21 protein-coding genes are annotated in these 25461 nt (G+C 63.1%); 10 read left to right on the forward strand and 11 right to left on the reverse strand.

Annotated features, from left to right (window positions below):
* Nucleotides 1–2 precede the first annotated feature (2 nt).
* Nucleotides 3–563, forward strand: coding sequence for a PilZ domain-containing protein (locus EV688_RS11440; protein ID WP_117318197.1), 561 nt, complete (start codon nt 3–5; stop codon nt 561–563).
* A 102-nt stretch (nt 564–665) separates the two neighbouring features.
* On the opposite strand, the gene EV688_RS11445 is transcribed toward EV688_RS11440, so the two are convergent.
* The 5 genes from EV688_RS11445 to gorA form a co-directional block, all read right to left on the reverse strand.
* Nucleotides 666–1547: a bile acid:sodium symporter family protein gene (locus EV688_RS11445; protein WP_117318195.1), complete on the reverse strand. Its 882-nt coding sequence runs from the start codon at nt 1545–1547 to the stop codon at nt 666–668.
* A gap of 52 nt (nt 1548–1599) precedes the next feature.
* Nucleotides 1600–2592: a DUF4340 domain-containing protein gene (locus EV688_RS11450; protein WP_117318193.1), complete on the reverse strand. Its 993-nt coding sequence runs from the start codon at nt 2590–2592 to the stop codon at nt 1600–1602.
* Nucleotides 2589–5450 (reverse strand): Gldg family protein, encoded by a 2862-nt coding sequence (locus tag EV688_RS11455; protein WP_117318313.1) that lies wholly within the window; start codon nt 5448–5450, stop codon nt 2589–2591. Before EV688_RS11455 ends, EV688_RS11450 begins: the two co-directional genes overlap by 4 nt.
* Nucleotides 5443–6384 carry an ABC transporter ATP-binding protein gene (locus EV688_RS11460; protein ID WP_117318191.1) on the reverse strand — a complete coding sequence of 314 codons (942 nt, stop codon included), beginning with the start codon at nt 6382–6384 and terminating at the stop codon, nt 5443–5445. The genes EV688_RS11455 and EV688_RS11460 overlap by 8 nt, the downstream gene beginning before the upstream one ends.
* A 71-nt stretch (nt 6385–6455) precedes the next feature.
* Nucleotides 6456–7838: a glutathione-disulfide reductase gene (gene gorA / locus EV688_RS11465; protein WP_117318189.1), complete on the reverse strand. Its 1383-nt coding sequence runs from the start codon at nt 7836–7838 to the stop codon at nt 6456–6458.
* A gap of 92 nt (nt 7839–7930) precedes the next feature.
* Here gorA and EV688_RS11470 point away from each other — a divergent pair, with 92 nt between their 5' ends.
* From EV688_RS11470 to EV688_RS11480, 3 genes are all read left to right on the forward strand, one after another.
* Nucleotides 7931–9334, forward strand: a complete 1404-nt coding sequence (locus EV688_RS11470; RefSeq protein WP_117318188.1) for a serine hydrolase domain-containing protein — start codon at nt 7931–7933, stop codon at nt 9332–9334.
* Nucleotides 9334–10134: an MOSC domain-containing protein gene (locus tag EV688_RS11475; RefSeq protein ID WP_117318186.1), complete on the forward strand. Its 801-nt coding sequence runs from the start codon at nt 9334–9336 to the stop codon at nt 10132–10134. Before EV688_RS11470 ends, EV688_RS11475 begins: the two co-directional genes overlap by 1 nt.
* Before the next feature lie 95 nt (nt 10135–10229).
* On the forward strand, nt 10230–11264 hold the full coding sequence (locus tag EV688_RS11480; protein ID WP_117318185.1) for a DUF481 domain-containing protein: 1035 nt from the start codon (nt 10230–10232) through the stop codon (nt 11262–11264).
* A gap of 42 nt (nt 11265–11306) precedes the next feature.
* On the opposite strand, the gene EV688_RS11485 is transcribed toward EV688_RS11480, so the two are convergent.
* Nucleotides 11307–12743 carry an MFS transporter gene (locus EV688_RS11485; protein ID WP_117318183.1) on the reverse strand — a complete coding sequence of 479 codons (1437 nt, stop codon included), beginning with the start codon at nt 12741–12743 and terminating at the stop codon, nt 11307–11309.
* 159 nt (nt 12744–12902) lie between these two features.
* Between EV688_RS11485 and nei the strand changes: the two genes are divergently transcribed.
* The gene (nei, locus tag EV688_RS11490) at nt 12903–13727 is read left to right on the forward strand and encodes an endonuclease VIII (RefSeq protein WP_117318182.1); all 825 of its coding nucleotides are present in this window, start codon (nt 12903–12905) and stop codon (nt 13725–13727) included.
* A 97-nt stretch (nt 13728–13824) separates the two neighbouring features.
* On the forward strand, nt 13825–14571 hold the full coding sequence (locus EV688_RS11495; RefSeq protein ID WP_117318180.1) for a hypothetical protein: 747 nt from the start codon (nt 13825–13827) through the stop codon (nt 14569–14571).
* 79 nt (nt 14572–14650) lie between these two features.
* On the opposite strand, the gene EV688_RS11500 is transcribed toward EV688_RS11495, so the two are convergent.
* Nucleotides 14651–15760, reverse strand: coding sequence for a PQQ-dependent sugar dehydrogenase (locus EV688_RS11500; RefSeq protein ID WP_117318178.1), 1110 nt, complete (start codon nt 15758–15760; stop codon nt 14651–14653).
* Between the two features lie 61 nt (nt 15761–15821).
* Between EV688_RS11500 and EV688_RS11505 the strand changes: the two genes are divergently transcribed.
* Nucleotides 15822–16256 carry a hypothetical protein gene (locus EV688_RS11505; protein ID WP_117318176.1) on the forward strand — a complete coding sequence of 145 codons (435 nt, stop codon included), beginning with the start codon at nt 15822–15824 and terminating at the stop codon, nt 16254–16256.
* Here EV688_RS11505 and EV688_RS11510 read toward each other — a convergent pair whose 3' ends face one another.
* Both EV688_RS11510 and EV688_RS11515 read right to left on the reverse strand, forming a co-directional pair.
* Nucleotides 16257–19148: a S8 family serine peptidase gene (locus EV688_RS11510; protein ID WP_205686649.1), complete on the reverse strand. Its 2892-nt coding sequence runs from the start codon at nt 19146–19148 to the stop codon at nt 16257–16259.
* Between the two features lie 5 nt (nt 19149–19153).
* Nucleotides 19154–20164, reverse strand: a complete 1011-nt coding sequence (locus EV688_RS11515; RefSeq protein ID WP_117318173.1) for an NAD(P)H-quinone oxidoreductase — start codon at nt 20162–20164, stop codon at nt 19154–19156.
* Nucleotides 20165–20316: 152 nt separating this feature from the next.
* Between EV688_RS11515 and EV688_RS11520 the strand changes: the two genes are divergently transcribed.
* Complete coding sequence (locus EV688_RS11520; RefSeq protein WP_117318171.1) at nt 20317–21516, forward strand: iron-containing alcohol dehydrogenase; 1200 nt, start codon at nt 20317–20319, stop codon at nt 21514–21516.
* Between the two features lie 74 nt (nt 21517–21590).
* Here EV688_RS11520 and EV688_RS11525 read toward each other — a convergent pair whose 3' ends face one another.
* Nucleotides 21591–22670: an MBL fold metallo-hydrolase gene (locus EV688_RS11525; RefSeq protein WP_117318169.1), complete on the reverse strand. Its 1080-nt coding sequence runs from the start codon at nt 22668–22670 to the stop codon at nt 21591–21593.
* 93 nt (nt 22671–22763) lie between these two features.
* Here EV688_RS11525 and EV688_RS11530 point away from each other — a divergent pair, with 93 nt between their 5' ends.
* Entirely contained in the window at nt 22764–24398 is a 1635-nt protein-coding gene (locus tag EV688_RS11530) for a glycerol-3-phosphate dehydrogenase/oxidase (RefSeq protein WP_117318167.1), read from the forward strand.
* 16 nt (nt 24399–24414) lie between these two features.
* Here EV688_RS11530 and EV688_RS11535 read toward each other — a convergent pair whose 3' ends face one another.
* Entirely contained in the window at nt 24415–24948 is a 534-nt protein-coding gene (locus EV688_RS11535) for a chalcone isomerase family protein (protein WP_117318165.1), read from the reverse strand.
* A 142-nt stretch (nt 24949–25090) separates the two neighbouring features.
* Here EV688_RS11535 and EV688_RS11540 point away from each other — a divergent pair, with 142 nt between their 5' ends.
* Complete coding sequence (locus EV688_RS11540) at nt 25091–25456, forward strand: nuclear transport factor 2 family protein (protein ID WP_162883922.1); 366 nt, start codon at nt 25091–25093, stop codon at nt 25454–25456.
* The last annotated feature ends 5 nt before the right edge of the window (nt 25457–25461 follow it).

Consider the following 25461-nt stretch of genomic DNA (forward strand, 5'->3'; position numbering starts at 1 on the left):
GAGTGAGTGAGGAGCGCAGAGAATACTACCGGATCCTTGATCGACTCCCGTTGTACCACACAGCCATTCCGGAACCTGACACCGAGAAGCCGCCATCCGACCACGAGGCTATGCTCGTCCATATGGAAGGTGAACTGAGTGATGCCATCAACAAGGTCTTTCGTGCCGACCCGGTGATCGGGCAGGCTCTTGGCTTGATCAACCGCAAAATCGACATGCTTGGATCGATGCTGCCGGGACAGAGTGCGGCGGAGGGTGAGCGTCACGTTCCCACGCCGGTCAGCCTGAGTGGCAGTGGAGTTGCGTTCGATAGCGACGAGTCATTTCCGGTGGGCACGCGGCGACGCCTGAGTCTGCTGTTGCAGCCGTCACAGGTACCTTTGCAGCTGAACTGCACGGTGATGGCAAACGAACCCAGCGAAAATGAGGATCAATCACGCCGAATCCGGCTCGGGTTTGATGAGGACGACGTCGCACGGGAGCAGATCATCCGCTATGTGGTCCAGCGTCAGGGCATGCGCCAGTCAGAGATGCTGGCCGACGAATCCGGCGATTCCCGTTAGAGCAGCCAGTGGCCTCGAGTGGACCCATGTGTGCTCCCGTGGGCGGTCCTGAAGATGTTGGTGCTCTGCCAGCAGCGCCTTGGTCTCTTGCCTCCGGCCATTTCATGCGCTTTGCTCTGTCGCGCTGTGCCGGTTGACGTAATTGCGCATGGCGAGCACGAGAACAATACAAATAACCAGCGCCACCGGGGTGTTCATGATCATGGGTAGCGACATTTCCCGGCTGCCGGCAATGGCGACGGCGATGTAGATGGCAGTGCCCTCCTGCCGGATCATGTGCTCAATGCATATGGCGGAGGTTTCCCTGGGATTAAGATGCGATAACCGGGTGACGCCGAAGGCCAGCGCCAGCACAATGAGATTCGCACCCAGGGTCATCCAGAACAGGACCCAGAAGTTCTGCCTCAGTACGTCAATCTGGTCGATGAGAATGATGACGAAAGCCGACACCAGCACCACCGTTGCAATCAATTTTAGTTTGCCACGAAGCCACGCCGCCGCGCCCGCCTGAAAGTGCGCGAATATCAGGCCCAGTGTGACCGGGACCAGCGTGATGCTGAACACCTTCCAGACAAAGCCGCCAAGCGGAACCTCCACAGGTCCGCTGAACCCCATGAAGAATTGCAGGGCAGCGTAAGCGTAGAGCGGCACGATGAAAATATAAATAAAGCTGACCCCAACACTCATCGAGAGTGACAGGGCGAGATCGCCTTTCGAAAAGTCAGTCATCAGATTTGACAGCATCCCTCCGGGGCAGGTCGCCAGCAGCACGAAGCCGACTGCCAGTGGCTGGGTCGGAGCAAACAGCACGGCAATGCCGATGCCGATAACCGGCGGTATGACAAGCATGCTGGCAGACCCCGCCAGGAGCGCACGTCGGTTAGCAAAAATGCGACCGAAATCGTGCAGCGTGAGGCTCAGTCCCATGGAAAACATGATGAACCAGAGCGAGCCTGGCAGGAGTATGTCGTCGATCAGGTTCATGCGTCTCTCCGTGCGGGTGCGTGCCGCGCCTGTTATTCGATGGGAGGCTTAATCAGTCTGGCAACTCTATCGCACGCGTTGTTTCTGCTGTGGTTTTTTCTGCATCAATCTCTGCGCTGAGAATCCTGAGGGCGTCGGCCAGGCGGTCGTGGTCATAGCGGCTCAGCGCGAACCAGCGATCAAAATCACTGCGATGGATGTAGTTCTCCCCGGCGGTCGATCCGCTTGAAAGACGCAGGGTAAGGTCCCGGTTATCGTGCCGGATGGTAACCTGATGCGTCACCGTTTCTGCTGCCCCGTCTGCGCGTATCGTTGCCGCAGTGCCGGTGACCTGTAGTGTGCGAAATGACTGCTCCAGGGCTTGCAGCGCTTCCAGGGCCTGTTCCCCAGGCGGCTGCGCAGCGTCTTTCGAAATCCAGCTGCTATCCGATTTTGTCCACTCGCTGTTGCCGTAACGCACACGGTCAATCCTTTCCAGTGACAACAGCCTGGGCTCCAGCCAGCCGTCAACCGTTGCCGGCACGTCGAAGGTGCTGAGCGTGATCGCCTGTATCGCCGTGCTGTCGCCGCGACGCGCATACACCTGGCGGATTCCGGGCGATGTCCCGAGGTAGATCGTTACCGCGTCCATAGTTTGCCTTTCGCCGGACATCTGCAGGTCAACCGCACCGCTCGCCAGAGTGATGCGGCGCTGGAAGTGCGCGTCATCCACCTCGAATCTTGCACGGGCGCTGTCGCTGCGCGCCACTGGAAACCCGGTAGAACGCGTAAGCGCGTCGAGAAGCCGATCGACCACGCCTTTGGCTGCTGGCAGCGACGCATTGTCAATGTGCCACTGTCCATTCTGACGGAGCACGCTTATCTCCCGGCCGTTGGCGTCGGCGACGGTGATGCGCGTTACGTCCTCACGGGCCAGCGGCAGGAGGTGGGTGTCGCTCCCGAGAGAATCGGACTCGCGCGTGCTTCCGGGCCAGTGCAGAAACACCACGGCCGACAGCTGCAGGCAGGCGGCAAGGGCCAGCAGCGCAACCAGGCGCGCGGTCATGCGAGTACTCTCCGCCAGTAGGTGCGCCGTCGGCGTTCGCGCAGCCAGTGCAGCAGCCCGAAGACTGCCAGGACGAGCAGTGCTGCCGCGTAATTGGTGTATTCCAGGCGGGATCGGATACGGCTATCCAGTGGTGGCAGGGTACGGTTGAAGTGGGCGCGGGAGCGAATCTGCAGCAGGCTGCCATCGGTGAGTGACCAGTCCAGCGTGTTCATCAACAGCGCCACCGGGCTCAGGAATTCCGTGCCGCTGGCGGCGACCAGTCCGCTCATGACCTGGTCGCTGGCGAAGTCGTTGGAACCGATGACGATCAGGCGCGCCGCGTCCGACGACTGGTTGAGGTGGCTGCGGATTCGCTCGACGCCAAGGGCAGCCGCTCGCTCCTCAACCCCTGCACTGTCGCCCGGGTCGTCACCGGGCACTTCGCTGAACGCACTGGAAAAGCGTCCCTGCATGAGTAGGCCCAGGGTTTCCCGCTGCGGTTTTCCGTCGCTGTCTGACCGGGTGTCGTCCTCGATGGCACCGGGCATGACGTTGCGCGCGCTGGATCGCGAGGCGTCGGGGCTGGAGCGCAGCAGCCATTCCGCGCTGATGTCGCTCCTCTCGCGCGATACTGCCACCGGGGAGCTCCAGGCCAGCGCCAGGCTTGGCAGGCCGCGGGTAATGGGATGCTCGCTGTTCAGCCCGTCACCGCGAATATCAATAAGATAGGGATAATCAACGAACTGCATATCGCGAAACTCGTAGCCGCCAACGCGGCGCATGACGGGCACCGGGTATGACCGATGCTGGCTATCGAGAACCATGGCAGGGGCGATGTCAATGCCATGATGCGCGAGCCACGACGCCAGGCCACTGTCCACCTCGCGCATCTGTAGGTCACCGCCGCGTGCCTCGACGGAAAATCCGGAGGTGCCAAGAACCACGGTGCCACCCCGCATCAGGAACTGATCCATGGCGTATACCGCGGTGTCGTCGAGGTTCTCGGGGGCGAGCACCAGCAGCAGGTCGGCGCTGCTGTCGACCTCGCCGTCGCCCAGGTCCTCGCGCACGATGCTGTAGTCGCGGGAAATCTCCTGCTCCAGGGTCTGGAAGGTATGGACTGCCGGCGCCCTGCCCCGGAACTGTCCGCTGCCCGTTTCGGGAAACACCAGGGCGATGGTTTTGGTAAATCCGCTGGCAAAGCGCTTCAGCCCGGCATCGAGGGTCTGCTCGAAGGCATCGGGATCAAAGGCGCCGGTGGGCAGTTGCACCACCTGGTGATCGTCCTCCAGCGTCAGATAAAAATAGAACTCCCGCTGATCATTCAGCGAGGCCAGAAGGGGCTGGAAGCCCCACTCGTCAACGATGCGCTCAGCAACCGCGCCATCGCCTGCCTCGGGCTCGACAAACTCGACGCGAAATTTACCCCCGGCACGCGCGACGCGCGCTTCCAGCGTTTTTTCAATGGCCCTGCGGTAGGTCAGAAGCAGCTGCGGCAGCCTGTCGTCGGCTGACACATAGGCGGTCAGCTGCACGGGACGATCAATCTGCTCAAACAGGTTGCCGCCGGCCTGGTAACTGTGCAGCACATCGCGGATGGCGCGGGTGATATCGAACTCCGGATTGCGCAGGGCGACCTCGGGCTGGCTGCCGCTGGCGGTCTTCACCTCGATCAGGTCGGCAAAGCCCAGCGTCTCGTGCTCGCCGCCATAGGAAACCAGCACGTGGAAAAAGGCGTTGACCAGCGCCGACTGGTAACGATCCGCCACCTGGAAGGGCGTGGGGTCGATAGCGTATTGCTCGCTGGCTTCCCGCTCCGTCTCAGGGTTCTCCGCCGGGTCGACAAATTCCACCTGCACGCGCTCGCCACCGGCAACGGCGTACTCTCGCAGCAGATCTTTTATCTGCGGCACCAGCGGGGCGAGCAGAGGGTGGGTGCGCTCGCTGAAATAGCCCCGGATCAACAGCGGTTCCCGCGTCTGCTCAAGCAGGTCACGGGTGGGCTCGGAAATCGAATACAGACGGCCTTGCGTGACATCCACGCGCAGGCCAGTCAGGGGCTGCAGCCAGATGCCGGCGAGCAGAAGGTTCAGCAGCAGCAACGCAATGCCGGCATGCCAGAGACGGTGCCGACGCTGCCGTGAATCTGTCGCCCAGCGCTGCCGGTCCAGCGTGTAGACGTTGAGTGCCAGGAATCCGGTGCAGAGCGCGGCATAGTAATACAGGTCGCGCAGGTCGATGACCCCGCGGGTGATGCTGTCAAAGCGCGAGCCGCTGCCGAGCAGGCGAAGCAGGGCGGCCGTGTCGTCATTGAAAAAACCGGTCAGCAGCGGGCTGCCGATCAGGTAGAGTGCGCCGCAGATCAGCACACTGCCTATCAGGCTGAGCATGGCGTTGGCGCTGTGTGCGGATACAAACAGCCCGATGCTGAGGTAGGCGCAGCCGAGCAGGGCGGCCGCGAGGTAGCCTGCGAGCACCGGGCCCCAGTCCAGGTTGGCGATGGCGGCCACCGTGAGCGGCAGCGGCAGCGTGGCCAGCAGCGCAAGACCCAGCAGGACGGCGCAGGCAAGAAACTTGCCGAGCACAAACTGCCACAGGGGAACCGGCTGGGTCAGCAGGTATTCCAGCGTGCCGTGGCTGCGCTCCTCGCTCCACAGGCGCATGGTGAGTGCCGCGGCAAGGAAGATCAGCATGAGCGGCATCCACTCGAACAACGGTCGCACATCGGCGATATTGCGCGCAAAAAACGCCTCTACCCAGAAGAAAACAAACAGGCTTGCAAGGAGAAAGACGCCAAGGAAGCTCCAGCCCACCGGCGAGTTGAAAAACAGTCGCAGCTCTTTCTGCGCCACGCGCAGCGCAGGGAATTCACCCACGAGCCGGCCCCCCTGCAATCAGTTCCTGCAGCACGCTGTCGAGATCGCGCAGCAGCGGCCGCAGTTCCAGCAGCCTGGCGCCGGTGCCGACGAGGGCGTGGCTGATGTTGCCGGCCGCGCGGTCGCGCTCACTCCCCGGATGCAGTTCCAGCCGCAGCGTGGCTGCATCGCCCTGTGTCGAGTCGATACGGGCATGCAGCACCTGCGGCAGCTGTGAAAGCGTGCGCCGGATGGCGGTTGCGTCACCGCTGGCGCGCACCATCAGGGTGTGACTGTCTTTCAGGGTGGCGAGATGCTGGTCCAGCACCAGCTGACCGTTGTGCAGCACCAGCACCCGCTCACACACGGCTTCCACCTCCTGCATGATGTGGGTCGACAGAATCACCGTTGCCTCGCTGGCGAGCGCCCGGATGAGGTCGCGCATCTGGGCGGTCTGACCCGGGTCCAGCCCGTTGGTGGGTTCATCCAGAATCAGCAGGCGAGGCTTGCCCAGCAGTGCCTGGGCCACGCCAGTCCGCTGGCGCAGGCCACGGGACAGGGTGCCAATGCGGTCGAGGCAGCGGTCGCCAAGATCGGTGAGCGACAGCACACGGCGAATCGCAGCAGGTCTGGCGGCGCGGGAAATGCGCTTGAGTGCGGCGGCGTAATCGAGGTATTCGGCAACCCGCATGTCCGGATAGACCGGCAGGTGCTCGGGCAGATAGCCGAGCTGGCGCTGCATGACCGGAGCGTCGGTATCGAGGTCACAGCCATTGACGAACAGAACTCCCGCCGATGGCTCCAGATAGCCACTGAGCATGCGCATCATGGTGCTTTTGCCGGCGCCGTTGTGGCCCAGCAGGCCGACAACCTCGCGTTCCCCTATCCGGAACGACACGTTGTCTACCGCGATGTGCGCGCCAAAGCGGCGTGTCACGGACTGAACGTCAATCATGTGCAGCTACAGCAGGTCCTGTTGCGTCGCGGCGCATTGCGGGGTCTCGGCGGATCACCGGAGTGACAGCGTCATCCGTCTGTTACCGAGGTCGTCACCGACGGAGCCCAGGGCTCACGCATGGTAACGAATTCCTCGGCGGCGGTGGGATGAATGCCGATGGTGTTGTCAAAGTCTGCCTTGGTGGCGCCGGCTTTCATGGCGACGGCGATGCCCTGCATGATCTCGCCGGCGTCCGGGCCCATCATGTGCACGCCCACCACGCGGTCAGTCTTGTCCTCCACGATCAGCTTCATGAAGGTCTTCTCGTCGCGACCGCTGATCGTGTGCTTCATCGGTCGGAAGGTCGCCTTGTACATCGTGATGTCGCCGAACTCGGCACTGGCTTCTTCTTCGGTGAAGCCAACCGTGCCGATATTCGGCTGGCTGAAGACCGCGGTGGGGATGAACTCGTAATCCACCTGCGCTTCCCTGTCGCCGAACTCGCGGCGCGCGAAGGCCATGCCCTCGGCCAGGGCCACCGGCGTCAGCTCCATGCCGCCGATGACGTCGCCCACTGCGTACACGCTGGGTTCGCTGGTGCAGTAGTACTCGTCGACTTCGATACTGCCGCGTGCCGTGAGCCTGACATCGACATTCTCGAGTCCCAGTCCATCGAGGTGCGGCGTGCGCCCCGTGGCGTAGAGCACGGCATCGGCCTCCAGTGTGCTGCCGTCGGTGAGCTTGAGGCGGTAGCTCTTCGACGTGGCTTCAATCGACTCGACGTTGACCTCAAAGCGCAGGTCGACACCCGTCTTGCGGATTTCCTGGGCAGCGTGGGCGCGGATGTCGGGGTCGAAGCCGCGCAGGAACAGCGGTCCGCGGTAAAGCTGGGTGACCTTCGCGCCGAGCCCGTTGAAGATCCCGGCGAATTCCACCGCGATGTAGCCCCCGCCGACAATGGCGATACGCTTCGGAAAACTGTCCAGGTCGAAGATCTCGTTGGATGTGAGTGCGTGCTCACTCCCGGGGAAATCCGGCACCGACGGCCAGCCGCCGGTGGCGATAAGAATCTTGCCGCAGCGGTAGTGTTTCTTGCCCACGGCCACCGTATTGCCATCGACAATGCTGGCGCGGCCCTCGAAGACCGTGGCGCCGGCGCCGTTGAGCATCTTGCGGTAGATGGCATTGAGGCGGGCGATCTCGGTTTTCTTGTTGTCCCGCAGGGTGGCCCAGTCGAAGCCATTCACCGTGGTATTCCAGCCGAACTCCCGGGCATCGGTAAAGCCCTTGCCGTATTCCGCCGCGTACACGTAAAGCTTTTTCGGAACGCAGCCCACGTTCACGCAGGTGCCGCCCATATAGCGGTCCTCGGCAATGGCAACGCGGGCGCCGAACGACGACGCCATTCGTGCGGCGCGCACGCCGCCGGAGCCGGCGCCGATAACAAACAGATCGAAATCCAGATTGCTCATGAGGTCCTCCTGGTTGTGAATCCCGATTCTATCAGCTTCGGGGCATCGCGCGCGTGCATGGTCTATCATCGTGGCCCAGACGGGAGGTAGGCATGGTCAAGTTAAAGGTGTTTTTACTGTCGCTGGTGCTGGCGGGCCTTGCCTGGTTTGTCTGGCAGGTGCATGTCGCCACGCAGGTGGCGGTTGGCTACAGCGCCAAACAGCTATGCTCCGGTGTGTTCGTATCGGCCATGCCCCGGGATTTTGTGGTGACGCGCGACATCCTGCCGCGCATGGCAATCCTGGGGCCGGCGCTGGGGCTGCTGTCCCTGGAGGTGGACGAGGCGCGCGGCGAGGCGCGTGCGTCTCTGCTCGCCGCCAGCGCCGTTGCGGGCTACCAGTCACCGGCCCGGGGCTGCACCCTGCACCTCCCCGGCAATGCGCCTGCCGGCGCAGCGCCAGTGGCGAATCCGCAGAAGCGGCCGCAGCCGCACTCACCCTTTGTTTTTGCAAAGTCCGCGCCGCTGATGGCGGCGCTGGATGCCGCGTTTATCGAGCCCGCCGAGGGCGACCGCCAGACCCTGGCCATGCTGGTAGCGCACCGCGGTAGCGTGATAGCAGAGCGCTATGCTGCACCGGTAACCGCGGCGACGCCGCTGCAGGGCTGGTCCATGAACAAAAGTCTGCTGGCCACGTGGGTGGCGCTGCTGGTGGAGGAGGGCCGCCTGCGTCTCGATCAGCCAGTGGCACCGCGCCTGCGCGAGCTGGGTGCATCCAGGGATCTCGTTGCCGCGGTGAGTCCGCAGCTGACGCTCGAGCATCTGCTGCGCATGCGCAGTGGCTTTGACTTCGAGGAACGCTACGAGCCGGGCAGCGATGCGACGCGAATGCTGTATCGTGATCACGCCATGTGGCAGTCAGCGCCGCGCAGCGGTCATGCCCACGCGCCGGGCGCGCGCTTCAATTATTCCAGCGGCGACGCCAATCTCACGGCTGCCATCTGGCAGTCTGCACTACCGGTAGATCGCTATGAAGAGTGGCTGGCTACGGCATTTTCACTGCCGCTCGGGCTTTCATCCCTGGTTGCCGAGGCGGATGCCAGCGGTGTGCAGGTGGGTTCCAGCTACGCCTTTCTCAGCGCCCGGGACTGGCTGACCGTCGGCCAGCTCTGGCTGGACGCCTGGCATGGGCGCTCTGCGCTGCTCTCTCAGGCCTGGCAGCGCGCCGCGGTGACGCCGACCGGCGATGACGGCAGTTATGGCCGCAGCTTCTGGCTGAATAGCGACGGCGAGGCCTTCCCGGGACTGCCGGAAACCCTGTTCTACGCCGGAGGCAACGCCGGCCAGTATGTGCTGGTGCTACCGGAGCAGGAGCTGGTCGTGGTGCGCCTGGGGTTGTCTGATGCGTCCGTGGATACCGGCGTGCCCGCATTTCTCACCGCCCTGGTTGAGGGCTTGACGAATGACGTCGTCGACGGGGCAGCCGGTGCGCGGGCCAGGGCGGGAGCGCTGCGCTGATGGCGGACGGCATGACCCTCAGTGGTCTTTTTATTTACCCCGTGAAATCCTGCGCCGGTATTGCGCTGACCGCTGCCACTCTCGACCGGTTCGGCCTCGCTGGCGACCGCCGCTGGCTGCTGGTGGATGCCGCAAACCGCTTTCTGTCGCAGCGCAGCCTTCCCGCAATGGGGCAGGTGTCGGTAGCCATCCATGCCGACGGGCTGACGCTGGGCCATGGAGATCATGAGTTGAGGGTGCAGACGCCGGCTGCCGATGCCGAGCGACGGCGTGTTGAAGTCTGGGGCGATGAGGTCGAGGCCCTGGACGCGGGCGAGACGGCGGCGAGGTGGTTCTCTGCGATGCTCGGGCAACCCTGCCGCCTGGTGTATATGGGCAACGACGCGCAGCGCCGGGTGGACCCAGACTACGCGGCGCATGGCGAGACCGTCAGCTTTGCCGACGGCTTTCCCCTGCTGCTCACCACCGAAGCCTCGCTGGCAGCCATCAACGCGTCGCTCGATGCGCCAGTGAGCATGCGCCGCTTTCGCCCCAACCTGGTGATCCGCGGCAGTGCGCCCTTCGCCGAGGACGGCTGGCGACGCCTGCAGATCGGTGAGCACAGCTTTACCGTCGCCAAACCCTGCACGCGCTGCGCCATCCCGGCGCTGGACCCGGACACGGGGACTGTACATCCGGCCCTGAATCGGGTGCTCGCTGCAACGCGCCGCATCGATGGCGCCGTTCTCTTCGGCCAGAACCTCTTGCATGCTGATACTGGCGACCTGCGCCTGGGTGATGCGGTTCGCGTGCTGGACTGAGCGCCACAGAGACTGCCTTCGACGCACTGTTGCGTTTATTCGGCCCTCGCCATCCGGTACTATGCCGGCTTTTGCCGTCCCTGAGGAACACCGCCATGTCCCGCCGTCGCACGGGCATCATTGCCGCACTGGCCACGTTTTGGCTGGCTGTCAACGCTGTCGCACAGGAGATGGACCGGGTTGAGCTGAAGAACGGCTCCACGGTGTATGGCGAGGTGGTGGATGCCGAGAACGGAACGCTGAGCGTAAAGACTGATTTTGCAGGCACGATACAGGTGCGACTCGACCAGATTGCCAGTATGTATACGGAAACGCCTATGGTGCTGCAGATGGCGGATGGCTCTATTATCGAGGCGCGCCCACTTGCGGTCGAGGATGAGCGGCTGGTGCTACCGGAAGCCATTGAGGAGGGGGGTGGCAGCTATGCGCTGTCGCAGTTGCTGCGTGTGAACCCCGAACCCTGGGAGACCGGTGAAGGCTACCGCTGGAACGGCCTCGCCAGCGGTGCCCTGTCCGCGCAGCGCGGTAACACGGAAACCAATGAGCTGGATTACAACGTGGAGTCGCGCTGGACCGGGCTGGATGATCGCTATTCCACACGGGTGTATGGCCAGGTGCGGGATGTCAACGGTACACGTCGCGCGGAAAACGTGACGTTCACGTCCAAGTACGACCGCTTTCTCGACAACGACTGGTACTGGGGCATGAGTGCGTCGGCGGAGCGCGACCAGTTCTCCAACATCGACCTGCGGGCCTATGTCGGCCCCTATCTCGGCAAAAAGTTCGACCGGACCCCTTTTTTCATACTCGAAACGGAACTTGGCCTGTCCTACGTTTCCGAGCAGTTCACCAGTTCACCGGATGAGGAGTATCCCGGTGCGGTGTGGACACTGGATGCAACCAGCCGTTATTTCGGTGACGACCTGCGTGTCTACGTGCGTCAGAACGGTATCTGGGACCTCGACGACAGGTCGGATGTGGTGATCAATAGTACCGCCGGTATGTCATTCCCCCTGATTGCCGATATTGAAGGGTCTGCCGAGGTCTCCTGGGAATACGATTCGGGCGCCGTTGCCACGGTTGAGGAACTGAATCAGATCTATCGCTTCCGGATCGGCTATCGCTGGTAGCGCTGGCAGGCGTGCCCAGGACCGTCCTGCCGGCGGTGACAGTCAGGCGCGCCTCCGGGCGCTTTCGCGCTCACGGTTACGGCGCTGCAGGTCCTCCACCCGCGCACGTGTAAGATCCAGACGCAGCACCAGCAGCAGCGCTATCACGAATCCCGGAAGTGTACCGAGGCCGAAGGCCCAGGCGAGCCCATCCAGCACAGGCGCAGGCACATTGCCGGGCCGCATGTCTCCCGTCAGGCCGATCACATCCAGAACGACGCCGCCATAGACCGGTCCGAAAATCGATGCAAACTTGTTGACAAAGTTGGCGGCGGCGAAGAAACCGCCTTCCTGCTTCAGCTCGTGCTCGAATTCATGCTCGTCGGTAATGTCGGCGATGATCGACTGCGTCTGTATGGCGCGCAATAAAAAGCAGTACATGAAGATCAGCATGAAGAGAAAGTTCAGTGCGAAGATCACGGCGGTGCCGTTCGGCGGCAGCAGGTCGAGCATGCGCAGTGGATACAGCCACAGGCAGTTGAGAATGATGCCGGCCACAGACAGCTGCATGAGCTGGAATTTCTCGAAGCGGCGACTCAGCGGCGTCAGCGTCATCATTACCAGTGCCACCGCCAGCAGACTCGGTACAGACAGAATGATGGAGACTTCCCGCGTCGAGAACTCCCAGTAGTAGGTCCACACCAGCATGTTCAGTGTGGCGACGGTGCCATAGGCCACCATGTTGGCAATCTCGTAGCCCAGGACGAGGCGAAAGGAGCTGTTGGCCAGGGTGCGCCGGATATCCAGCGTCAGATTACGCAGTGTGCCACGGTTCGCGGGCGCCCCCGCAATGTCCAGCGAGCTGCGTATGTGTCGACGCGTGCCGACCGTGGTGATGCCAGCCATGAGCCAGACGGCGGCGCAGGAAAGTGCGCCATACAACGGATAGTTGTCGCGCTCGAAGCGTCCGTCCGACCCGCCCTCGCCGGTGAAGACCAGAAGCAGCGCGACGGCCGGAATCAGCACCGAGAACAGGAACAGAAAGGCCAGCCTGGCGCCGAGTATCTGGCTCCGCTCGTGATAATCGCGGGTAATTTCCGCTGACAGCGCGAGGTGGGGAATGGTGAAGGTGGTGATGAAAGTGCGTACCCAGAGTGACCAGAAGAGCAGCCAGCCGGCAAGCATGGGCGTACTCGCGGTGACCGTGGTAGGCGGTGAAAACAGGCCGATGAAGCCAAGGCCCATGGGCAGTATGCTTGCCAGCATGAATGGATGACGACGGCCGAAGCGACTGCGCAAGCGATCGGACAATGTGCCTGCCAGTGGGTCGGAAATGCCATCCCACACCAGGCTCAGTGAGATAACGATGCCGGTCATGGTGCCGTTCAGTCCCAGTACCTGGGTATAGAACAGCAGCACAAACATGGTGTACGCGGCTTCCTTGATGGCGTAGACCGCACCGCCAGCGCCGTAGGCCACGCGGGATTTTATTGTCAGCATGAAACGGTTTCCCAAGAGCTCCCGAAGTCTGGCCATCGTCTGACTGCCTGTAAAGCCCTCTGTCAGGCGCCGGTCCGCTTCAGACCTGATCCTGAAAGGGGTGCGCATCCGGCGACGCCTGCGCTGCGTAAAGTCGACACGCGAAACAGGGGGATTGCTGTGCCAGAGGGACCTGAAATACGCCGCGCCGCTGACCGTATCGAGGCGGTGCTCGCCGGACGCGTCATAGAATCGATCAACTTCGGCCTGCCGCGACTGCAGCGCTACGCGAAGATTCTGCGCGGGCAGCGCGTACAGGCGCTGGAAACACGCGGCAAGGCGCTGCTGACGCATTTTGAGCATGACTGGACGATCTATTCGCATAACCAGCTGTACGGTGTCTGGCGAATCGTTGCGCGGGACTGTCTGCCAGAGACGGGCCGTTCACTGCGTATCGCGCTGCATACAAAGACCCACAGCGCGTTGCTCTATAGCGCATCCGACATCAGCGTCTGGCCCACGCCCGAGATAAACCAGCACCCGTTCCTGTCGCGAATCGGACCGGATATTCTTGCGCCGGATCTGCACTGGCGGGAGGTGGCGGCGCGACTCGCGTCGCCGGAATTCCGCCGCCGTCGACTTGAGGCACTGTATCTGGATCAACGCTTTCTGGCGGGCATCGGTAATTACCTGCGTGCGGAAATTCTGTTTGCTGCCGCACTGAACCCGGTGCGCAATGCTGCCAGTCTTGGCCGCGGAGAGCGAGGTGCGTTGGCGCGTGCAACGCTTGCAGTCAGCCGTCGCAGTTACGCCACCGCCGGCATCACGTTACCGCCCCGCCTCGCAAAACGCCTTGTTTCACAGGGTTTTCGGCGCGAGCAGCGACGGTTTTTCGTGTTTGGTCGCGACGGTCAGCCATGCTATCGCTGTGGTGGTGAGATTGCCCGTGCGGAAACCGGCGGTCGACGACTTTACTGGTGCCCCGGGTGTCAGCCGGCGCTGTAGTGCCGTTGTCGCTGTTCAGAAAATAACCGTTACTTCTGGGCACATAGCACCTAAACTAAGAGGGTGTTTCAGAGCAATAAAACGGAGTTCACACATCATGCTGGATAAAGAAATGGCTCAGGCGACAAAGCTCGCACAACAGGCGAACAAGCGTGTTGAGAAGTTGCGTGGCCGGCTTCTGAAGGAAACGGAAAAAGCCCACGCAGGACTCAAGCGCGACCTGGCAGCCGCGCGGAAAAAGCACAGTGCGGCCACGACACGTCTGAATCAGGCGCGTGCTGCGATGCGCTCGAAGTCCACCAGCGTGAATCAACGCCGCGTTGACGACCTGCTCAAGCAGGTGCAGGAGCTGACAGACAGCATGGGCAGCATGGCGCGAGCGGCATACGACTACGCAGAACGGCTGGTCCCCATCCGCGCAGACCTGGCACTGGAAACCCGCAGGGCGCAGGCGGCAGAGCGCGCCGCGGAAGTTGTTGAGAAGGCGGCGAAGCGTCAGCGCAACAGCACGGCGGCTTCCGATACCGCCGCTGTAAAAACGCGCAAAAAGGCGCCCGCGAAGAAAGCCGCGGCAAAGAAAAAAACCGTGGCGAGCAGGAAAGCCGCGGTAAGCAAGAAAGCGCCGGCGAAGAAAGCGGCAGTGAAAAAGACACCCGCGAAAAAGACAGCAGTGAAAAAAGCGCCCGCAAAAAAGACGGCGCCGAAGAAAGCGCCGTCAGCGACAGCCGCTGCCAGGGCGGCGGCTGTGAAGAAGAGCGCAACCGCATCAGCAACGGCAGCACCCGCGAAGCGACGTGGACCGGGACGGCCAAAGGCGGCACCGAAGCAGCCGGAAGACAGCTGAACGGTTGAGTCATCCGTGCCTGCCCTGACAGTGCAGGCGCGGCCAGCGCCTTCAATCGTCGCGCCGAATGCTCACTCCGTTATTTCCCGGGGATAACGCGAATAAGCCTGCCGTCGTTACTGTCGGTCAGCAGGTAAAGGTGACCATCCGGCGCAAAGCGCACATCCCGAATCCGCTCACCCACCTCTTCGAATAATGCATGCTCAGCGATCACTTCGCCGTTTCGCATGACGAGGCGCCGCACTTCCTGGTCTACCAGCGCGCCCACAAACAGGTCACCCTGCCACTGTGGAAAGTGTTCGCCGCGATACAGTGCCATGCCCGAAGGCGCGATGCTCGGAATCCACAGCCAGTCAGGTTGCTGCATGCCGGGTGCTTCGGTGAATGGCGATACGTAGGCGCCGCTGTAATCCACGCCATGAGTGATGGCCGGCCAGCCGTAGTTGTTGGCGGGTAGAATGATATTCAGTTCGTCGCCACCCCGAGGTCCGTGTTCGTGCAGATAGACGGTGCCCGTATCTGCATCGACAACGAGTCCCTGGGGATTGCGATGACCGTAACTCCAGATGCGCTCACTGCCCTCATTGGGAAAAGGGTTGTCCGCGGGAACGCGGCCATCTTCATGGATACGCAGAACCTTGCCCATTTCACTGCTGAGTGACTGCGCGGACTCGCGGTAGTCGAAGCCTTCACCGGTGGTGAGCAGCAGGGTGCCGTCGGGCAGAAACGCCAGTCGCCCCCCGTAGTGCTGTGGCGTGTCCTTGCGCGGCGAAACCCTCAGGATCTGTCTTCCATCCACCAGCGCCCCGCCCTGCAGTCGCGCGCGAAAAACGGCGGTGCTGTTGGCTGCGGCACTGCCGTCGGCATAACTCAGGTAGACCAGCCCATTCTGTGGAAACCCGGGATGCAGAACGATATCGAAGAATCCCCCCTGGCCGGCGACATAGGTCTGCGGCACGCCGCGGATGACACGGGTCTGACCGTCTGCATCGATATGCAGCAATTGACCCCGGCGCTCCGTCACGAGGAATTCCCCCGATGGCAGCTGTGCCATGGACCATGGATGGTGCAGCCCCTCGGCCACGGTTTCCAGCTGATAGTTTTGCGCGCTGTGTGCAAGTGTTGTCACACCAGACAGCACCAGCAGCAGGAGCATCCCTGCGCGAAACGTCCTTTCTGTTATCGGCATCGCTTTTCTCCGGTCGCCCGACGGGTCATGATAGGGTTGATCTGTGTCTGGATTGTCTCGCATGCTGCGTGCGCTCAAAGCCTATGTTGCGTCTGTTTTCATCGCTTATCTGCTGGCCAGTTTTGCGGCTACGCAGGTCGTGCTGTCGCATGTCTCTGCGATGGGGGTCGGCGTTTCCCTGGCAGATCGCCTGTCCGCCAGCCTTCACGATCTGCTGGGTCTGGCCTCGAGTTATCTCGTGCTGATCGCTGTGGCCTTTGCTCTGGCAATGCCTGTGGCCGCCGGCCTGTGTCGGCGTCTGTCGCGTCAGCGCGCGCTGCTGTATACGCTGGCGGGTTTCACGGCGATTGTCGCGCTGCACATGATCATGAAAGCGGTTCTTGGGGTCAGCGGGATCGCGGCGACACGCTCTCTGCCCGGCCTGTTGTCCCAGGGCGCTGCCGGGGCGATCGGCGGGTTGTGCTTTCAGGCGCTGACACCCCCGCGCGATACCTGATTACCGCGCGCGACGCAGCGCGCGTGCTGCCGACGACGCAGGCGCGACACTTTGTCGGCCGGGTATGGCAATCTGGTATTCCACCGGGAAATCCGCATCGTCGATATCACGGTCCACGCGCAGGCGCAGCGGCTGGTCCAGCGTCAGCAACGCGCCGCAGGCTTCCCCGGCGTCGCAGATTCTCAGATTGTTGTTGAGGTCGGTGCCGGCAAACAGCAGATAGTCGCCGGCGGGGACACGCGGGATACGGAATCGATAGCCGTCGCTGCTGCGAGTTGCCGTCTGCGCAGTCACGCTGTCTGCCGCGGGGTCATAGAGCAGTACGTAAAGCGTGCCGAGCTCGGCGTCCTCACCGCTGCCGACGGCCAGCAGAACCTTGACGCGCCGCGTATTGGCGGTAGATCGCACGAGAATTTCTCCTCGATAAATGCCATCTTCCAGCGCGCTGCGATTCACCCGGACCTGATAGCGTCCGAGTCCGTCGCCATCCGTGGTCTGCGCGTGCACCGTGAGCCAGTCGGCGTTGGTCGCCAGTGAGGTCACCCTCGCATTGCCGGTCCCCGCGACCACAAGCTGCAGTGTCTCGGCGCGGCCGCCGAAGTTGAGGACATCGCTGGACACGCTGATTGAGGGCGCCTGTGCAATGCTGTCTCCCAGGGCGGCAACAGCAGCGTCGACGGCTTTGCCGGCATTGATAATGCCGATCCCGAAGTCGTCGTCGCGACCGGGATCACCGGCATCGTCCGTCAGCTCACCGGCTGCCAGCAGGCTGGCCAGGTTGTCGGCGCTCAGCCCCGGGTTGACGCTTTTCATCAGCGCCAGCACCGCAGACACATGTGGTGCGGCCATTGAGGTGCCGCTGGCAAATGTGTAAGCAAAGCCGCCGTCGGCGGCACCGGTGCTGAGAACGCCGTCGGGATAGCCGTCCCCGGTAACGTCATTGCCGCTGTCGCCCCCCGGGGCCGCGAGGTCGATGCTGCTGCCACGGTTGGAGTAGGGGGCGACGTTGCGCTGGGCGTCTATCGCACTGACGGAGAACACGTCGGCATAGCCTGCGGGGTAGTCCGGTTCGCTGCGACTTTCGTTACCGGCGGCGGCGACCACGCTGATGCCGCGGCGACGTACTTCCCGGTACAGCTCGCGATTAAACTGACTGAATCCCTCGCCCCCAAGGCTCAGGTTGATGATGTCGGCGCGCTGCGCTGGCAGTGTGCCGGAATCGTTGGCCAGGCCGGCGGCAAAGCGCACGGCCTGGCCGATATCGTAGCTCGTGCCGGCGCCGTCGGTACCGAGCGCACGCAGCGGCATGACGCGAACGCCCCAGGCAGCGCCGGCAACACCGATACGGTTATTGCCGGCCGCCGCCACGGTGCCGGTGACGTGGGTGCCATGGAAGTTTCCGCTGAGATTCCCTGTGCCCACGTCTTCGGGGTCCGGATCGATGCCGTCGCCGTCACCCGCGCTTTCCGGATCGCGGATGAAATCGTAGCCGGGAACGAGTTGTCCCGCGAGATCGGGATGGCCACTGAGTATCCCGGTATCGACGACGGCGACGATGACCTCGGGGCTGCCGTTGGTGATGCGCCAGGCGGCGGGCAGATTGATCAGGGGGTAATGCCACTGCAGCGGGTATGCCTCATCGTTGGGTGTGGCCCGCACAGACACACGGTAGTTCGGTTCGGCGGCTGCGACGCCGGGTTCCCGCGCCAGCCGCTTGATGCTGACCAGCGTGCGCCAGACGTCGCGGAGATTGTCGTCCGCGATCGCCCGCCGGCGCTCGCGAAGCCGGCCAAGGCGACTGCGCGCGCTGGCTGCGTCGAGACTGGCAGCAGGCAGGCTGAACAGGCCATCGCGCCCGCGGCCGCCGGCGATACGCCGCGTGGCGAGTCTGTCTGACAGCCGTGTTTCCGTCGCCTCGGGATCCAGCGCCGGGTCGGCATCATCCGCCTGGTAATGAATGATCGCCTGGTCCGGCAGGACATTGGCGTAGCGCTGCGCCGCTGGCAGCACCGGCACACCGCTGCCGATGGCGAGGTTGTAAAGCGTTGCGCCGGCAAACAGCGAGACGTTGACGAAGTAGACGCCGTCTGCCGGCACGGATACTGACTCGAGCTCCGCGGTGTCGATGGAAAAATCCACAAGATTGCCCGAGGCGTCGTAAAGATACAGGTCGGCATCGGCGCTGGCGGCATTGGCCACCAGCAGGGTAATGCTCTGGTCCTGAAACAGGTTGACTCGATAAAAATCCTCGACATCGCCCGCAACCAGTGAGCGTCCCTCGGTGCCACTGCCGGGCTCGTTCAGGTAGCCACCGACGGTGGTCGGATTGGGCAGCGGCTGGGCGTTGTCGAAGCTGTCGTTGGCGGCGTTGGCGTTGAGCGGATCATTCGTGGTCAGGTCCAGCGACTGGCTGACGCTGGCACCAAGACGACCGCTGACCGTGAACCGGGGCGTGTCCGCCGACGGCTGGACACTGACCGATACGGAGCCGGTGCCTGCGGCCCCGTCGTTGTCCGTCACCGTCAGAGAAAAGGCAAGCGAGGTCGGTTCGCTCACTGCCGGCGCCGTGAAGCTGGCGCTTGGCTGGGTACTGCCGCTTAGCACAACGGCTGTGCCGCTGGTCTGGGACCAGGCGTAACTCCTGATGCTGCCATCGGGATCGCTGCTGGCGCCGCCATCCAGAGTCACCGTCTCTCCCGAGTTGGCGCTTTCCGGCGCCTCGATGAGTACCCGGGGAGACAGGTTGGCGACAGCGGCCGGTGCGCTGGCACCGCTACCACCACCGCCGCCCCCGCAGGCAGACAGCATGGCAGCGAACGCTAGCGCGGTCAGTCGATGCGGGGCGCACTCGCGGCGCCTGCCGTGAGCCAGGGGGGATCGACCGGCTGTCACCGTCCTCAGTCCGCCGTCATACGCAGCAGAATCTTGCCCATATGCTCGCCATTCTCCATACGCGCATGGGCGTCTGCGGCCTGCGCCATGGGGAAGACACTGTCTATCACCGGCTGAATCGCACCGCGGTTCAGGTGTGGGTAAACGTGCTCCAGCAGTTCCTCAACCATGACAGCCTTCTGGGCAAAGGTCTGCGCGCGCAGCGTCGACCCGGTCAGGGTGACGCGCTTCAGCAGCAGGGGAGCAAAGTTGACCTCGGCCTGGAACCCGCGAATAAAGGCAATCGAAACAATCCGGCCCTCCGCTGCCACGACGTCGAGATTCTTCTGGATGTAGTCGCCGCCGACCATGTCGAGAATCACGTTGATCGCGCCCTTGAGGCCCAGTGCCTCAACTTCCGCCGCGAAATCCTGCGCGCGGTAATTGAACGCGTGGCTCGCGCCGAGGTCGAGCAGTGCGCTGCACTTGGTGGCGCTGCCGGCGGTGGTGAGCACGGTGGCGCCGAGGGCGCTGGCAATGCCGATCCCCAGGGTGCCGATACCGCTGGCGCCGCCGTGGATCAGGACGGTCTCGCCAGACTGCAGGCCGCAGCGCTGATAAAGATTGTGCCAGATGGTGAGCAGCGCTTCCGGCAGCGCTGCCGCCTGCGCCAGGCTGAAACCCTCGGGAACGGGCAGGCACTGACCGACAGGGGCAATTGTGTAATCCGCATAGCCGCCGCCGTGGGTCAGGGCGCAGACCCGGTCACCGACCTGCCATTCGCCTGCCTGATCGCCGCGGGCGACAACGGTGCCGGCGACCTCAAGACCCAGTATGGGTGAGGCATCCTCGGGTGGCGGATAGAGCCCCTTGCGCTGCAGCAGGTCGGCGCGATTGAGGCCGGCGTGATCCACCCGGATAAGTACCTGGTCTGCCGCCGGGACGGGCATGGCTTCCCGGGCCAGCCCGAGGGACTGGTCATCGGGGTCAACGGTAACGACACAGCGCTCGGCTGGCGGTGCTTCCTGGTGTTGCATGCTGTGCTTCCCCTGTCACGGCTTGTGCGCTTCGCGGTGGCTTTCCGCTGGCGCCATGGCTTGCTACTCTTTCCGACGCGTTGTGTGCGCTGTCAACACGGCAATACGACGTCGCAACGACGCGTCAATCGACCACAATAAGGCTAATCATCATGCTCACCAAATTAAAGCATTCTCTGTATTTTGCGCTTGTGCGTGTTCTGACGCGCTTCGCGCCACCGCTGTCCTACGTGGTGTTTGCCGGTGCCGGCAGCGCCAGGCAGCTGTGCGGCCACATTGCACGCAGTGGTGCCCGGCGCGTGCTGGTGGTGACGGACAAGCCCCTGCGTGAGCTGGGCATCGCCGACAGTGCGGTGCAGGGCCTAGTGGATGCCGGTGTCGAGCTGGCCTGGTACGATGGCGTGCAGCCTGACCCTACCTTTGCGCAGGTTGCCGAAGGCATTGCCACGCTGCGTGCCACGGGGGCCGATACCGTTCTCGCGGTGGGTGGCGGGTCATCGATTGATGCGGCCAAGGTGATCGCCGCGGGCGGTGGCAGCGACGAGGATCCACGCAACTGGATCGGGCTGGGCAAAGTGAAACACGAGGTGTTCCCGCTATACGCCATCCCGACAACCGCAGGAACCGGCTCCGAGGCCACGATGGGGGCTGTCATCTCGGATAGCGAAAACCATGAAAAAGGGGTGATCTCCGGGGCGGGGCTGCTACCGTCAGCCGCGGCACTGGACAGCGATCTGATGCTGGGCCTGCCGCCGGCGATCACCGCCGCCACCGGCATCGATGCACTGACCCACGCCATCGAAGCCTATATTTCCATCTGGGATCGGGGCACCCGCACCGAGTGCTCACGCCGCGCGGTGAAGCTGGTGTTTGATAACCTGCGCACGGCCTACAGCGATGGCCAGAATCGCGACGCCAGGGACGGCATGAGCATGGCCGCCTACTATGCGGGAATGGCGATCAACCAGGTCAACGTCGGCAGCGTGCACGCCATCGCGCATCAGCTCGGCGGCAAGTACGGCATTCCCCACGGCTATGCCAATGCGCTGGTGCTGCCACATGTCCTGGAGTATTGCCGCGAAGAGGCCGGGCCGCGCCTTGCCGAGCTGGCGCAGCTGGTCGGCGTCGCCGAGGACGGCCAGACGCTGGCGGAGCAGGCGCTGGCGTTCATTGACGCGGTTCGCCAGCTGCGGTCCGATGTGGGCATTGCCGGGACCTCTGACAAGGTCAGGGCAGAGGATTTCGATTATCTGGTGGATCTCGCGGTCGCCGAGGGCAGCGGCTATCTGGTGCCGAAGCTGCTCGACAGGCACAACACACGGGCCATACTGGCAAAAATCGCCGCCCACTGAGCCCGGCCGGCGAGCGTCGGGTTACCAGGTCTTCCGGCTCGGGACGCCAGGGCGCCTGGGCGACAGCGGCGGCATTACTCCCCGTCACCGACGGTATGCGGTATCTGCTCGTACCAGTGGACGCCGTCACTGTCCCGGGTGCGCCTGGCGCGGCGGCGGTACAGCAGGCAGTTCAGGTGCGCCAGCGTCTCCCCCGTGGCCAGTCCCAGTGACTGCCCATCGATTTCCCGGTTGAACAGCGCCGGAAAACAGTCCACGGCGCGTCGCGGTTGCTCCAGAAAGTCGTAGAGTCTGTCGAGGTCACGGTTGTGGCCCTCCAGCAGCTGACTCAGGCGCACGTGCAGCCCGTAGAATGGCGCTTCGTGTGACGGCAGCACCAGAAGATCGTCCGGCAGCGTCTCGCGGATGCGGGCACCGGAGCGCAGCCAGTCCTTGAGCGGATCGCCCTCCGGTTCGGTGGGGAATACGGACACGTTCGGCGAGATGCGCGGCAGTACCTGGTCGCCGGCAATCATCAGTTTCAGTTCCGGACAGTACAGGCAGGCGTGCTCCGGAGAGTGGCCACTGCCAACGATCACCTGCCAGTAACGTCCGCCAATGGTCAGGGTCTGGCGGTCCACCAGCCGCCGGAAGCTGTCGGGCAGCGTGTAGACTGCCTTGCCGAAGAATCCGAAGCGCTTGCTGTACTGCGCCAGATTGTCTTCGGTGTAGCCCGCCCGGCGATAGAAATCCAGCGCTACCGCGGGCGCCTCGCGGCCGGTATCCGCCACCAGAGCGCGGCACATAAGGAACTCTTCCCGTGACATCCACAGCTCACAGCCGTGCTGCTCGACGATCCAGCCTGCCAGCCCGACATGGTCCGGATGCATATGCGTGCAGATAACGCGGACCACGGGCTTGCCCGCCATGAAGCCGTCGAACAGGCGCTGCCAGGTGTCACGCGCCTCCGGCAGGTTCAGGCAGGTGTCGACCACGGTCCAGCCGTCGTCATCCTCCAGCAACCACAGGTTGATATGGTCCAGGCTCATGGGCATGCGAAAGCGCACCCACCAGACGCCGTCAGCAATCCGCTCGGGCACGCCGGGTTCGGGGTTGATCTGGCGACCGTAGGGATAGGTCAAGCCGCGGTAGTTTTCCGGGTTGTGTGCGGGCATGGCTCGGTTGTTCGCTGCGGAAAAGCGTCTATAGTGGGTGCTGGGAGGGAGGCGTGTCCAGTTCTGTTCATGCACGCGGCACGCACATAAACTATGTCAGCGACGTTGCGCAGCAGCAATATACGGCGTCTGCAGGCGCAGACCTTTGATGTCCTGATTGTTGGCGGGGGCATTAATGGCGCGGTTGCAGCGGCGGCACTCGCCGGCCGTGGCGTACACACCGCGCTTATCGATCGCGATGATTTTGCCAGCGGCGTCAGCTCCAATTCCAGCAACCTGGCCTGGGGCGGTATCAAGTACCTCGAAAGCCACGAATACCTGCTGGTCAACAAGCTCTGCCAGTCGCGCAACGAGCTCATGCGCGCCTACCCTTCCACGGTGCGCGAGGTGCGGTTTTTCACCACGATCCAGCGCGGTTTCCGTTTCTGGTCGTTCTTTGTGTTTCTCGGCGCCGTGCTGTACTGGATGATCGGCCGCTTCAAGACACGGCCGCCGCGCTATCTTACGGCGCGCGCCATCAAGGCGGCGGAGCCGGTGGTCAATACCTGCAACGCTGCCGGCGGTCTGGAGTATTCCGACTGCTACCTGTACGACAACGATGCCCGCTTTGTCTTCAACTTCATTCGCAGAAGCCTGGACTTCGGCTGCGTCGCCGCCAACTACGTGGGCTCCCAGGGTGCCAGATTCGATGGTGAGTACTGGCACACTACCGCGCGTGACGAGCTGACCGGCGAGACCTTTCCCGTGCGCTCGAGGGTGTTGGTGAACGCCTGCGGACCCTGGGTCGACCCCTTCAACCGGCAGCTGGGTACAGCCACCCGTCATCGGCATCTGCTGTCCAAGGGCATCCACCTGATCGTCGATCGCATTACGGACAACAGGCGCGTGCTGACGTTCTTTGCCAGCGATGGGCGCCTGTTTTTTCTGATTCCCATGGGCCAGAAAACCTGCATCGGCACCACTGATACCCGCGTCGAGGATCCGACCGTCGGCGTGACCGAAGGCGATCGCAGGTTCGTGCTGGACAACGTCAACGCGCTGCTGGATCTGGAGCGACCGCTCACGGAAGCCGATGTGATCGCCGAGCGGGTGGGTGTGCGACCGCTCGCCGTGGCCGGGGGCGAGAATGATGCCGACTGGGTTCAGCTGTCGCGGAAACACGAGATCGAGGTGGACCGTAATCAACGCCAGATCAGCATTTTTGGCGGCAAGCTGACCGACTGTCTCAATGTGGGTGATGAGGTTGCCGCGCTTGTTGCGGAACTGGGCGTGTCCTTACCCGAGCCGAAGGTGCGCTGGTACGGCGAGCCCGGGGCTGAATCCCGCGAGCGCTTCATGACTCAGGCGCGCCTCATGAACCTCGATGCGATGACCGACCCCGGCTCTTCCGAGCCCCTGTCAGAGCGTTTCTGGCGCCGTTACGGCGATGCCGCTTTTCAGCTTCTGGAGCGGATTCGTGAAGATGGGGACAGCGTCAGGCTGCTGATAAAGACGGCGGAATATACGCGCTGTGAGATCGAACTGGCGGCACGCCGCGAGATGATTGTCACGCTGGAGGACTTCATGCGCCGCCGCTCCAAGATTGAACAGGTGGTGCGCTGGGAAACCATCGCCGCCGCGCCCGGTCTGCGCCATGCCTGTGAAATCCTGTTTCCCGGTGAGTCGGAGGAAAAGCTTCAGGCCTATCTGGCGCAGAATTCGGGTCCGCGTCTGCGCGACGTCGGCTAGCCGACCGTCAGCTACGCTACTCGCCGCCAATCAGGGCCAGCCGGATATCGGGTCGCGATGTATCCGGAGACAGCCAGATATCGATGAAATTGCGACCGAAATCTCCGTCCTCTATCGTGCCCAGGCGTTCTTCATTGCGGTAGAAGGTGGCGTGATTGTCGGCATCCAGCTCCAGCGTAAGAATGTCGTTCTTGTTGACATCGGGCCACAGCGCCAGCAGCTTGTCCATCCACTCGTCCTGGCGTTCATGTGTGACGCCCAGATCCTCCCACTCCTTGCCGGTGCGCTTTACCAGGTCCTCGGCGCGAATGTCGCGCAGATACTGGATTTCCAGCTTGAGTGGGCGCTTTCCCTGGCGGTAGACCCCATCTTCGGCGTAAAGCCGTGAATCGTACACAGACCAGAACATCACTTTCAGGCGCGCTTCGCCAACCTTTTCCAGCTCGCTCGCTGCCTGCAGCGCATGCTGCGGCGCTATCGCGACGGCGACCAGCGCCAGGGCCCGCAGCCAGTGGCGCGCCCGGTTATCGCTGTTTCCTGAGCGTTGCATAGGGAAGACTCCTTGATTGTTGATACCGAGACACGGCTTCACTCCGATATACGACACCGCGACGCCCGCAGATGTTCCGTTTGCCATTCGCCGTTACCGGCGATAGCCTGCCCCACTGGATGTGACAGGGTGGAGTTCGTCGGTGCCGGAAACCTTCTCGACCGGGCAGCTGTTTGCAGCTATTGATGCCAGGGATGCCAGCCGTTTTGCGGCATTACTGCAGGAAGACGCGATCTTTCAATTTGGCAATGCGCCGGCAGTGCGCGGCCGGGATGCCATTGCGGAGAGCGTCAGTGGATTCTTTGCCTCCATAGCCGCGGTTCAACATACCCTTAGCGAGGTCTGGCAGCCGCCGGGCACACTGATCTGCCACGGTCATGTGACCTACACCCGCCATAGCGGCAGCACGCTCACCGTACCCTTTGCCAACATACTGTCAGTCGACAGCGGCCTCGTGCGGGATTATCGTATTTTCGCCGACATTTCTGCACTGTATGCAGACGTGTAAGCCGG

The sequence above is a fragment of the Chromatocurvus halotolerans genome, from assembly GCF_004340525.1.
Taxonomy (GTDB): domain Bacteria; phylum Pseudomonadota; class Gammaproteobacteria; order Pseudomonadales; family Halieaceae; genus Chromatocurvus; species Chromatocurvus halotolerans.